The sequence below is a fragment of the Orbaceae bacterium lpD02 genome (genome assembly GCA_036251875.1).
GTDB lineage: Bacteria > Pseudomonadota > Gammaproteobacteria > Enterobacterales > Orbaceae > Orbus > Orbus sturtevantii.
This window is the reverse complement of the sequence record CP133960.1, coordinates 1720379-1733186: the sequence shown is the minus strand read 5'-3', so window position 1 is coordinate 1733186 and position 12808 is coordinate 1720379. Positions and strand designations below refer to the sequence as shown.

General features: G+C 37.3%; 9 protein-coding genes and 1 tRNA gene. 3 read left to right on the top strand and 7 right to left on the bottom strand.

Annotated elements, in window-relative coordinates; translation table 11 throughout:
• The first annotated feature begins 52 nt into the window (after positions 1–52).
• On the top strand, positions 53–673 hold the full coding sequence (locus RHO12_07520; protein WVD65238.1) for an ATP-binding cassette domain-containing protein: 621 nt from the start codon (positions 53–55) through the stop codon (positions 671–673).
• Positions 674–682: 9 nt separating this feature from the next.
• Here RHO12_07520 and RHO12_07515 read toward each other — a convergent pair whose 3' ends face one another.
• Entirely contained in the window at positions 683–1453 is a 771-nt protein-coding gene (locus RHO12_07515; protein ID WVD65237.1) for an ATP-binding cassette domain-containing protein, read from the bottom strand.
• 300 nt (positions 1454–1753) lie between these two features.
• Between RHO12_07515 and selD the strand changes: the two genes are divergently transcribed.
• Positions 1754–2800 carry a selenide, water dikinase SelD gene (selD, locus tag RHO12_07510; GenBank protein WVD65236.1) on the top strand — a complete coding sequence of 349 codons (1047 nt, stop codon included), beginning with the start codon at positions 1754–1756 and terminating at the stop codon, positions 2798–2800.
• A 40-nt stretch (positions 2801–2840) separates the two neighbouring features.
• Positions 2841–4634: a selenocysteine-specific translation elongation factor gene (gene selB / locus RHO12_07505; protein ID WVD65235.1), complete on the top strand. Its 1794-nt coding sequence runs from the start codon at positions 2841–2843 to the stop codon at positions 4632–4634.
• 190 nt (positions 4635–4824) lie between these two features.
• Here the strand turns inward: selB and msbA (RHO12_07500) are convergent, their stop codons facing one another.
• The 6 genes from msbA (RHO12_07500) to RHO12_07475 all read right to left on the bottom strand — a co-directional run bounded on the left by msbA (RHO12_07500) (position 4825) and on the right by RHO12_07475 (position 12801).
• Positions 4825–6585 carry a lipid A ABC transporter ATP-binding protein/permease MsbA gene (gene msbA, locus RHO12_07500; GenBank protein ID WVD65234.1) on the bottom strand — a complete coding sequence of 587 codons (1761 nt, stop codon included), beginning with the start codon at positions 6583–6585 and terminating at the stop codon, positions 4825–4827.
• Positions 6575–8404, bottom strand: coding sequence for a lipid A export permease/ATP-binding protein MsbA (msbA, locus tag RHO12_07495; protein ID WVD65233.1), 1830 nt, complete (start codon positions 8402–8404; stop codon positions 6575–6577). The genes msbA (RHO12_07500) and msbA (RHO12_07495) overlap by 11 nt, the downstream gene beginning before the upstream one ends.
• Before the next feature lie 395 nt (positions 8405–8799).
• Positions 8800–8890, bottom strand: a tRNA-Sec gene (locus RHO12_07490).
• Between the two features lie 114 nt (positions 8891–9004).
• Positions 9005–9328, bottom strand: coding sequence for a DsrE family protein (locus tag RHO12_07485; protein ID WVD65232.1), 324 nt, complete (start codon positions 9326–9328; stop codon positions 9005–9007).
• Between the two features lie 17 nt (positions 9329–9345).
• The gene (selA, locus tag RHO12_07480) at positions 9346–10686 is read right to left on the bottom strand and encodes an L-seryl-tRNA(Sec) selenium transferase (protein WVD65231.1); all 1341 of its coding nucleotides are present in this window, start codon (positions 10684–10686) and stop codon (positions 9346–9348) included.
• Positions 10687–10704: 18 nt separating this feature from the next.
• A complete protein-coding gene (locus RHO12_07475) occupies positions 10705–12801 on the bottom strand; it encodes a sigma 54-interacting transcriptional regulator (GenBank protein ID WVD65230.1) in 2097 nt (698 codons plus the stop codon).
• Positions 12802–12808: the final 7 nt, after the last annotated feature.

The following is a 12808-nucleotide window of genomic DNA, read 5'->3' as shown; positions in this document are numbered from 1 at the left end:
ATGCTCTTTCTTGGCTTTTTTATTGATAGTAGTTATTTTGTAGGTATAAAAAATGAATAGCTTAATAAACTCGACAGTTGAAGTTGATAATCTGACGATAAAGCAGGGTGAGAAGATCTTATGGCAAAATCTCTCTTTTTGTTTAAAGAGTGGCGATAGGTTAGGGATCTTTGCGCCAAGCGGTTATGGAAAAAGCACATTAGGGCGAGTTATTGCCCAGTGGCAAAAAATATCTTCTGGAAAAATATTATTGGATGGTCAGCAGATATCAACTAAAGGCTATTGTCCCATCCAGTTGGTTAATCAGCATCCTGAACGCAGTTTTAATCCTTACCGTACCATGCGAGCTAGCGTATATGACACTTGGGCTCCTGATACTGGTTGGCTTAATAAATTGTTTATTAAACCAGCATGGCTAGCGCGTAAACCCAGTGAACTATCAGGCGGAGAGCTCGCTAGAATCGCTTTGTTGCGCGCACTGGATCCACGGACAAAATTTTTAATTATCGATGAGGCTACCGCGCAACTTGATGCTTATATTCAGGCCAAAATTTGGCAGATGTTAATTGATGAATCAAATCAGCGTCCTTTAGGAATGCTCATTTTTAGTCACAATGAATCCTTATTACAAAAAGTCTGCACCAATATCATCTATTTTGATGACCAATGTTAGGCGTGAAGATTAGCTGATAAATTTGTGTTCGGGTAGTGCATCCCACAAACATAGTGACCACTTACTTGCTTGACGGAATTTTAGTTGGCTTGGTGTTACGATCTCTTCAAGTCTGCCATTATGTAGAATCGCGATGCGATCGGCAAACTTAGCCGCCATGGCAAGATCATGGGTTACCCACAAAGTGCCTCGACCTTGTTTACATAATTTTTTTAAGTAAGTGAGTAATTGCATAGCATGCACATTGTCAAGCCACGCGGTTATCTCATCAGCTAAAATATACTGGGCTTCGGCTAATGCCGCATTACATGCGAGAACTCTCTTTGCCATGCCGCCAGATAATTGCCTGGGATAGCAATTAACAATACTTTGTTGTAATTCAAATTGTTGCAAAATATGTAAAACGTCATGAGAGTATTTTTGTACGCCATTGAGTTTTGTGGTGCGCTTTAGTTGTGGGCCAATGCGCAAGAGGGGATTAAGCGCATTAACGCCTTGTGGAACATAACAAATGGTATTGCCTCTAAGTTGACTTTTCTGTTTGTCAGTGATTGTTCGACCATTAATTGTGATATGTCCCATTGAGCGCATGTTATTTGGTAATAATCCGAGTGAGTTTTGTAAAAAAATACTCTTTCCTTCACCACTACTGCCGACAAGTGCCACCATTTCACCCGGTTGAACATTGATGCTAATGTCGATTAATAAAGGGTGCCAAGTTTTAACGCCTAACCATTTAAATTGTGCAATATCAATTGTTATATTTTCAAATGTTAACATGATTTAGCCCTTAAACCGCATTACGGTAGTAACGGTTTCACTATTTTAGTCATTGAAATTTTATTATTAAGTCAAGGCTCAAACTACGCTCGCTATTATTAATAATATTATTAGCTGTGATATTATATAACCATTACTGATTAAAACGCAGTTTTAGCGAATCAATAAATAATATTCTTGTCGAGCTAGTTTAGTTATCATGACCATTTGATGACTAGCTTTACGTGTTTTATCTGTAATATAATCATATTTTTCAGGTGTTTTGCTCTATCAACTAATTAGTTTTTAATAGGATAGTCTATGCAAAAAATCAAATTAACTCAATTTTCTCATGGTGGTGGTTGCGGTTGTAAAATTTCACCGGCAATTTTGCAACAATTGCTCGCTAATATTCCTACTGGCGTTTTACCCAATGAATTGCTAATTGGCTCCAATACAGCTGATGATGCCGCTGTTTATAAGCTTAATGAACGACAAGCTATCATTGCCACGACTGATTTTTTTACCCCAATTGTTGATGATCCATATGATTTTGGTCAGATTGCGGCCACCAATGCACTTTCTGATATTTATGCAATGGGCGGCAAGCCGATTATGGCGTTAGCAATAGTTGGTATGCCATTAGATAAGCTTCCAATAGAGGTAATTAGCCAAATTCTTGCTGGCGGGGCCAGTATTTGTCAAAAAGCAGGGATCCCTATTGCTGGAGGTCATTCAATTGATATTTTAGAGCCAGTATACGGGCTTGTTGCGATTGGTGTTGTCGATCCTAAAAAATTGTTGAGTAACGCGACTGCCCAAATTGGTGATACGTTGGTGTTAACCAAGCCATTAGGGATCGGAATGCTATCTGCGGCTTTAAAAAAGGGTTTACTAACCGATGCGGATTATGACGTAATGGTTAAATTAACTACAACATTAAATATGATTGGTAGCGAGCTTTGTAATATTAACGGTGTTCATGCTATGACGGATGTAACCGGATTTGGTTTAGCGGGTCATCTACTTGAAATGTGTCGAGGAGCTAAATTACAAGCAACGATTAATTTTGCGCAATTGCCGATTCTTGAGCCTGCAATAAATATTGCCAAGCAAGGTATTGCGACAGGTGCATCAAATCGAAATTGGCAGAGTTATGGTAAGTCAATAATACAGGTAAACGCAGCAGAAATTTGGCAACGTAATTTATTAACCGATCCTCAGACTTCCGGTGGTTTATTAATCGCTTGTGATGGAGCAGCATTATCTGCCGTGAATGACGTTATTAAATCGCTACAAGGTCATGAAGGTTATGTTATTGGGCGGATGAGTAAATCAGAACCGCAAGGTGCCGTTTTTGTTGAGTAATTAATGCATTATTATAAAAATATATTAATAAGGGGATAGTATGAATGCGGTTATTGGCACGGCTGGACATGTTGATCACGGTAAATCATCCTTGATTAATGCTTTAACCGGTATTCATCCTTCTCACTTGCCAGAAGAGCTAAAACGCTCGATGACTATCGATCTTGGCTTTGCATATTTTATTACTGCTGATAATGATAAGATTGGTATTATTGATGTCCCAGGGCACGAACGATTTATTCGTAATATGGTTAGTGCTATTTGGGGATTGGATTTAGTGTTATTTGTTGTCGCTGCCGATGAAGGATGGGCGCCGTTATCGACAGAGCATTTAAACGTTATTGCGGCATTAGGTATCCGTCAAGTCATTTTAGTGATAACGAAGGGCGATTTAGCTGACGTTAAGCAATTACAAGCCGTTGAAGAGCAATCCCTAGAACACTTTTTGGCTGAAATGGATCTGCTGCCTGATACTATGGTGGTTAGCACTAAAACAAGGCAAGGTATCGAGGATCTTAAACGGATGATCATTAAAAAAACTCAAACGCTTAGTAGGGATAACGAATCTTTGGTTTCAACGGCGCATCTTTATGTTGATCGCGTTTTCTCGGTTAATGGCATTGGCACAACTGTTACTGGAACACTGCGTGGCGGTGAAATATCAGTCGAGCAACAATTGACCCTGTTTCCAGGCAATCACTTGGTTAAAATTAGATCTTTGCAAAGTTATCACCAGACACTGCATACCGCATTGCCTCACACACGAACGGCAATTGGTTTAAAGCAAGTTAATAAAAATCTGATCCAAAGAGGAAGTTGCCTCGTTTTTGACCCAAATAGCGTTGAAATTAGTGATGAATGGGTTGTACAACTTAATTTAAATACCAGCATTGCTTTAAAAAAACAGAGTGTAGTTGAAGTTGCGCTAGGAACGACTTATACACAAGCAAAGTGTTATGTTTACGCCGATAAGCAGCTAGCCCGGCTGCAGTTAAATAATGTGATCCCTGCTTTTTGGGGGCAACCATTACTCTTGATTCAACAGGGGGGAAGCCATGTTATTGGTTCAGGGAGGTTAATCTGGAGTCAGGCGCTAGATCGTATACAACGACAACAACTAATTAGTATCTTGCCCGAAATACCGCTTTATAGCCGAAATAAAATAGCAGATAAAGCGATATTAGAATTAACCCTAAATGGTTTTACTAAGCCGATAGATCACTTAGTTAAACCGGATGATGTAACATGCTTAGGTGATTGGTGGATAAAGGTTGCTGTGGTTGGTGAGCTTAGCCGGCTTTGTACTCAGCTGCTAGCTCAAGCAAAACAAGCAATATTGTCCAATGAATTAGCTCGGTTGACTGGCTACCGATTGGAATTAGTCGAGGTAGTTGCTAATGAGATGTGCAAGCAGGGACTATGGATCAAGATTGATGGTGCAATAGCGTTAGCCAGCATGAAAGAAAATTGCTTATCAACTGATTTACAAAAACTTTTTTTATTAATCGAACAATCTGCAAAACAAGGATTTGATGCGAGTAAATCACAAATTGTTGGTATCCGTAAGTTATTACGCGGATTGACACAACGAGATCTCATTGTACCGACTGAAAATGAACTATTTTTTAGCCGCACAGCTTATGAGCAAATTGTTGTTGAGGTTATGTCTGATCGCCATTTAAATGAGATATTTAATGTTGCCGATGCCAGACAAAGAACAGGATTATCGCGCAAGCAAATTATTCCTATATTTAACCGTTTAGAGCGGGATGGTTGGGTGAAGCGCATTGAAAATGATCGGCAAGTCTGTCGTATATATGAATTAAAAAATTAATTTACATCTACATTCATTATCTGTTAGCACTGGTTTTGCGATTGTGTATTTTTTAAACTATAACACGCCGAACCTTGCCAGCTGATTTTACTATGACTGGCTTGCCTAAACCATTTACTTAGTGCAGGTTAATTTAGTACCTAGCAGGTTGACAGGGCTCTCTATTAAAGTGGAGATAAATGTATTGCCATTAATTAATAGGCATTCCCGAGTTGTATAACTTGGCATATACCCCATTTTTTCTTAATAGTTGTTGATGATTACCGTGTTCTAGAATATTACCATTATCAATAACAAGAATTTCATCCGCTTTTTCAATGGTTGATAAACGATGAGCGATCACGATTGATGTTCGATTTTTTTGCAGCTCTTCTAACGCTTGTTGGATTGCTCTTTCTGATTCAGTATCAAGTGCGGATGTTGCTTCATCTAGAATCAAAATAGGACTATTCCTTAATAGTGCACGAGCTATTGCAATACGCTGCCGCTGTCCACCAGAAAGCAGAGCGCCATTTTCGCCAACCCATGTATCAAAACCGTTTTCCATTTTCATGATGAAATCATAAGCGTTAGCATGACGAGTTGCTTGCTCAATTTGCTGTCGAGTAAATTTTTCACTACAGCCATAAGTAATGTTATTGGCGATGGTATCGTTAAATAAGTGAACATTTTGTGACACGAAGCCAATTTGTTCTCTTAAACTATATAAAGTGTAATCTTTAATATTATGACCATCGAGTAGAATAGCACCTTGCTCGAGATCATAAAAACGCATCATTAGGCTTGCAATAGTAGATTTGCCAGAACCTGAACGACCAACTAAAGCGATTGTTTTACCTGCCGCGATGGAAAAATTAATATTATTTAACGCGGGTTGTTGGCGGGTTGGATAAGTAAACGTAACGTGTTCAAAGTCGATGTTACCTTTTACCCTCTCAATATTTAAATCGCCTTCATCTTTTTCGGTAGGCAAATCAAAGATTGCAAATAGCGTTTGGCAGGCTGCCATTCCTTTTTGAAACTGAGCATTAACATTAGTAAGGTTTTTTATTGGTTGCATAAGTGCAACCATTGATGAGAATACAACAGTAAATGCCCCAGGAGAGATATCAAGGTCTGGATTTGCCGCCATAAAGAGCATAAATGCAATAGCAAATGCAATAACCACTTGAATCAGCGGTGTGGATAGCGCTGTTATTGTAACCATCCGCATACCGCTGCGTCTAAAATGGTTGCTTGCCTTTATAAAATTTTGGTCTTCAACCTTTTGCGAACCGAAAATAATAATGTCTTTATGACCTTTAAGCATTTGCTCTACCGAAGCGCTAACTCCACCCATTGAGTTCTGCATATTTTTTGCTAATTTGCGAAAACGAGTAGAAATAAAGGCAATCAATGTAATAACAATAGGGGCAACAATAATTAATGCCAGCGATAGCTGCCAACTATTTAAAAACATTGTTGTAATTAAGCCAATGATAAATGCTGTTTCACGAACGATGGTAATTAATGAACTCGATGTGGCAGAAGCGACTTGTTGGGTATCATAAGTAATACGCGACAGTAATTTACCCGTTGAGCTTTGATCAAAAAAACTCGTTGGTGATTCAACTAAATGGTTAAAGAGTTGTTGGCGAATCTTAGTTACAACCTTACCTGATACATAGGTTAAGCAATAAGAAGATATATAGTTAGTCAGTCCCCGTAAAAATACTAGTCCTACTATATAAAAAGGTACGATTAATAAAAAATCACGATCACTGTCGGCAAACCCTTTATTTAATAGCGGGTTAAGTAGCGAAATGAGCGATGTATCAGCTGTTGCAGCTAATATTAAACAAATGATAGTTACCACAAGAACAAACTTGAATGAAACCAAATAAGGTAATAATCGTTTAAATGTTTTAATTGTTGAAACATCGTTGTCGAGTTTGTCGTGATTAACTTTCATTACTAGTCCTACTACTGTTTAAATTATTATCAGCAACTAGCGTTTCATCGTCAAACAATGAACCTGCTATACCGTCAAATTGTATTTGATGCATCTGTGCGTATATACCATTTTTAACTAATAGCTGTTCATGGTTGCCTTGCTCAATAATTTTGCCGTTATCGATTACCAAAATGCGATCTGCATTTTGAATGGTTGATAAACGATGAGCAATAACCAGTGTTGTACGGTTTTGGCATACTTCATCAAATGAAGCTTGCACGGCTATTTCTGACTCTGTATCTAGTGCTGAGGTAGCTTCATCTAAAATTAGAATCGGATTATCTCTTAGCAACACTCGGGCAATCGCTAGTCTTTGTCGCTGTCCGCCGGATAACAAGGTACCATTATCGCCGATGATGGTATCAAGTCCGTGTTCCATTTGCGCTATAAAGTCCATGGCATTAGCTTTTTCCGCTGCATTAATAATTTGCTCTCGAGTGTAATAATCTTCTCGACCATAGGCGATATTATTTGCCACGGTGTCATGAAAAAGATGTACCTGCTGAGAGACAAGGCCTATCTGTGAACGTAATGAGGCTAAGGTATAATCGGTAATATTAATGTCATCTATCATGATACTACCGGTTTCAATATCATAAAAACGCGCTAACAGGCTGGTGATTGTCGTTTTCCCTGAGCCAGATCTGCCGACTAAGGCAATCGTTTCACCCGCTTTAATCTTAAAATTAATATCATTAAGGGCTGGGTTACTTTGACCAGGATAAGTATAAGTGACATGTTTAAATTCAATATGACCTTTTACTCGCTCGACGTTTATCGTCCCGCTATCTTTTTCTAGTGGAGAATCAAGCACGGCAAATAATGACTCACAAGCAATAAATCCTTGTTGTAGCTGAACGTGGACAGATGTCAGCTCACGCATTGGTCGCATAATGGCAACCATGGCGGAGAAAACTAATATGAAAGAGCCAGGGCTAATATCAATGTAACTACGCGCTACGATGTAGAGTATGATACCTAAACCAACGGCTGCGATTAATTGTGTAATTGGCGATGATAAACTAGATATAGCCGCTATTTTTAACATGCCTCGACGGACAACGTCGCTCGTATCTTTAAAATTATCTTTTTCTTGTTGCTTTGCATTATAAATTAGTACTTCTTTGTGACCTTTTAGCATTTGATCGGTAACAGTTGTAATTGTACCAATTGAACGCTGTATAGTTTTAACAATATCTTTGAATTTTTTTGCGATAAAATTAGCTACAAATATAACAATCGGAATAATTACCAGGACAATAAGTGCTAGTTGCCAACTGCCATAGAACATCACAGTTAACAAGCCGACAGAATACATCGTTTCACGTACAATGATGATTAATGCATCTGATGAGGCTTGTGATACCATTTCGGCATTAAAGGTAATAATTGCAACGGAGTCACCAACAGAATTTTTATCATGATAACTAACGGGGCTGCGCATAAAATGGGAAAAGACTTGCTGGCGAAAGGTCATAACCACTTTTCCTGACACCCAAGATAAACAATAGGTTGAGGCGTAGTTAGTTAATCCTCGTAAGGTAATTAGTATAACGATTCCAATCGCAATCCAGATAATGAGTGAATAATCTTTATCCATTAAGCCATTATCAAGTAATGGCTTAATTAGCGCTAATAACCCAGATTCAGCGCCTGCGTTTAATACTAACCCGATTACTGCAAAAATTAAGGCATGACGATAAGGTTTAATATAAGGCCATAAACGTTTGAATATTGCCCACGAATAGGATTTTTTCGGTTTGTTAGTTAACAACATCTGCAATTATTTATCCATATAGTTTATTACTATTTTATTTTCTAGGTGCTCTATTTGCAAATATCAGTTTTGAGTATGATACTTTTTAGAAAATTATAATTAAATCGAATTATTTAATACTTTTACCATAAAATCGGTATTTTTGCCATACAATCAAATGCTATTGATAGCTTAGCTGCATCTTAAATAACTATCGCACCAGATTAATGACTAAAAATAATTACTAATTTTTGTGAGTAAGTGAGTGTTTACATTAAATTTTGCTATATCCAAGGTAGAGAGCACGTTGAATATAGGGATTAAAATCCCTTCTTTTCACTAATGATGCTGGGTAAAATTGTAACGCTTATTTGTATATTCAGAGCAATTAGCCAGTTACTTTTTATTTAAGCAAGTGGCGGAAGAGGCAGGAATCGAACCTACCAAAGCCGATAGGCTTACATCGGTTTTGAAGACCGAGGAGACCACCAGATCACATCAACTTCCATACATAAAATAGTATATAATAACGTTGCTATTGTTATCTTTTTTATTGCAAACCACAAGATTATTCATTAAAAATTTTGTTTAAATCAGTCAGAAGGATTACGTATTATAAATTCAAAATGTTAGCACTTTATCCGCATTCTCAACTAAATTAGCGCAATCGATTAAATTACCAATAGTATTTTTTTGCACGCGATCAGTTAATTTGCGAAAATCTAAGCACGTGCCACAACTGGTTGCTATGCCGCCACGCTCAAAGAATAATTGCCAATTTTTTTGAATATCAAATAATTGATGATCGATAAATTCGGTTTCAACACCACCATTAATTAGAAAGGCGGATACTTGGTGCTCCATCGCCAAAAATGTATTCATTAAGCGCAGCGCATTCCACGCTTTTTCAATATTATTTGATGTGATTAGTACGGTAATTTTCATCGTGATTCCCTTACTTTTTAGTTAGCGAGTATTTGCTGTAATACTTTTTTTACTCTTTCGAGTTCATCATCAAATAAGGTTACTGGGTAAATGATAACCTTATCTTTTTTGATTGTTGCGATAATCGAAGGCTTATTATTGCGCAATTGTTCAATAATTAAATGCGGATTTATGGCAATTTTTACTTCAATTGCCCAGGTATCAAATTGTGCTTTAGGGGTTGTACCTCCACCAATTAAATATTTTTCATTAATTAAAGTTAATTGGTTAGGGGCGATTATTGCAATCTGCTCAGCTCGTTCTTTATGCCACTCAAGTGGGTGATTTAATACTGTTTGTACTCTACTCATGACGTCATTATCTTTATTTAGATAATGAATTAATAGTTTTTCCAATAAAATATAAGTCTCTTTACCTGGTCTAAACACTCGCATCATCGGATGTTTGACTAGGGTGTTGATTATTGATTTTTGACCTAAAATAATGCCAGATTGAGGGCCACCTAATATTTTATCGCCAGAAAAGCAGACAAGGTGGGCGCCCGCTTTTAGATAGTGAGAGACTGTTTTTTCGCCACTGATGCCGTTAAGCTGATTACCCGATCCTTGATCTACCACCAATAAAATGTGTTTAGGTAACTTTTGAGCTAACTGTATAATATCAGCTTGTTTACTAAAGCCTTCGATATAGTAATTTGATTGATGAACGATTAATACCATCGAAGTATTATCTGTTATCGCATCTAGATAATCATCAACGGTGGTGATATTGGTCGTGCCAACATCACGTAAAATAGCGCCTGACTCGGCTAAAATCTCAGGGATACGAAATCCCCCCCCAATTTGAACTTGTTCGCCTCGCGAAACAATAACTTCTTTTCCTTGTGCAAAGGCTTTTAAGATAAGATGTATGGCTGCGGCATTATTATTGACCAGCAAAGCTGACTCACCACCAAAATAGCGATTAAGCATAGTTGGCAATATACCCATACGATCACCGCGTTTACCATTATGCAAATTTAACTCAAGGTTGGAGTATCGACACATGGCATCTGATGCATTATCCCATACCATTTTAGGCAAAGGTGAACGCCCCAAATTAGTGTGAACAATAATGCCCGTGGCATTAATAACTGGTTGCAGGCACTTTAAGCATTCATTTTCTAACGCGATAATAATATTGCTTAATAAGCGTATATTATCCACCGATAAGTTATTTCTAATGATAAATTCACGGTATTGGTCGATTTGCCACTTAATAATTTCGCTAACAATAGGGCGGCTGAGCTTAACATGATAAGGCTGAATTTCTGTTAAACTTAACCACTTTTCTACTTGCATAATCTGTGATAATTGCATATTAAATAATCCAATAGTTTATTCTTCAAGACAGATATCTTTTGCTGAAATTCCTAAACGTTGCATGCGAGATAATAGCGTGGTGCGTTTTATATTTAATCGGTTAGCTGCACCACGGGGACCGGCGACAACCCCATTAGTCTCTTTCAAAATTTTTATGATTTGTTGTCTAAGCTGATCATCATGAGAAGCGTTCATTGGCTGCGAGAATTGAGGTGTATTATCGCCACTAATCGTCTTAGCGAGATTTGATGATTCGTATTTATCATCAAAACTCAAAAATGAACGATTAATATGCAGTGTTTGCCCTTTATTTATGATCACTGCACGCTCAATAACATTGGCAAGCTCACGAATATTACCTGGCCAATGATAATCACACATTAATTTTAACGATTGTGATGCAATACTATTAATATTTCGCTTTATTTGTCGGGAAAATTTTTCAATAAAAAACTGGACTAATAATGGAATATCGCCTTCGCGCTCCCGCAACGGTGGAATAATAATCGGGAACACGTTTAGGCGATAAAATAGATCTGCTCTAAAGCGTTTATCACTAATCATTTGCGCTAAATCGCAATTAGTGGCAGAGATAACTCGTACATCAACGGTGATCGATTTATTGCTACCAAGACGTTCAATCTCTTTTTCTTGTAGGACTCGCAATAATTTTGGTTGCAATTCCAATGGAATATCACCAATCTCGTCAAGCAGTAAAGTGCTGCCTTGTGCTAACTCGAAGCGGCCAATTCGCTGCGCTGTTGCACCAGTAAATGCGCCTTTTTCATGACCGAAAAGTTCACTTTCTAGTAAATTTGCAGGTACAGCCGAGCAATTTATTTTGATCATCCTTTTATCATTGCGCAAGCTATATTGATGAATCGCCCTTGCAAATAATTCTTTGCCCGTTCCTGTTTCACCAAGTAATAGCACTGAGCTATTACTTTTAGCAACCATTTCGACTTGTTCAAAAACACGCCTGATAGCTGGACTCGAACCGATGATTTCTTTAAACATATCAATCGATTTAATCTCTTCGGTGAGATATAAATTCTGATTTGTTAAGGAATTATTTAAGGCATTTATATCTTTATAGACTTGGATATTATTAATAGCAACAATAATTCTATCGGCAATATGCTGAAATAGCTTAATATTTTCATTCGTGAATAATTGATTATTTTTATGAGCTAATAGTAATAAGCCTTTTTCTCGATTATTGAATGCTAATGGAATACAAAAGAGAACGGTCAAACAATGCTCTTGCCAATTTGCAAGATAATCGATATCAGCATGCGCTTGATATAGCGAATCAATGTCAAATAATGTCGGTTCGTTTAATGCAAATAGTCGGTTGAGCAATACATCTTGCTTGCTTGGTGTGCAAGTCGTTTTAACCTGTGGCTTTATCGTATTGTAGATTGAATAAAACGAGGTAAGATCTGGTTTGTTATCGGAGGGTAGGATAAAACCGATATAATCGAGAGCAAAGAAATCAATAATTGCTCTAGACAATAACTGGATTAGGGTACCTAAATCGTGATTAGAGACGATGATATTTGTTATATCGACTAAAATATGGTCTTCAAGATGCGCTTTGTGTAACGCGATATTTTCTTGCCTTAGATCCTGTATAATTGAAAAGCCCTTAAAAATATTTTCAATTAAACCCGCAATTTGGCTAAAATTGATAATATCTGTTGCATTAAAATCTTGGTTTGATGTATTAATAAATTCGATAGCAGAACGTAGATTGGCATCACAATATAAAGGAAGGTGATAAGTGCAATACTCGTTTTGGTAAAATGGTGCTGGGTTATCATTAAAATTAGGTTTAGGTGATATTTTGTTGTAATAGTTAATTTGATTAGCCACTAAACTAACGGTGGTATCAGCGTGTCGTTTTACATGTTGTAAGCACGTTTCACCAGAGCGGCAATTAATCATCGCCATAATTGTTATATCGAGATTAAGCAATTCAACTATAATATTGATTTGATCGACATTGCTCAATTTATTGGACAATGCACTCACATTACCAAGACAGTCTTTAATTGTTTGATTAACAGTATTTAAATTGATTGGTTGCTTTGAGCACTCTTGCTTTACCAAAATGATC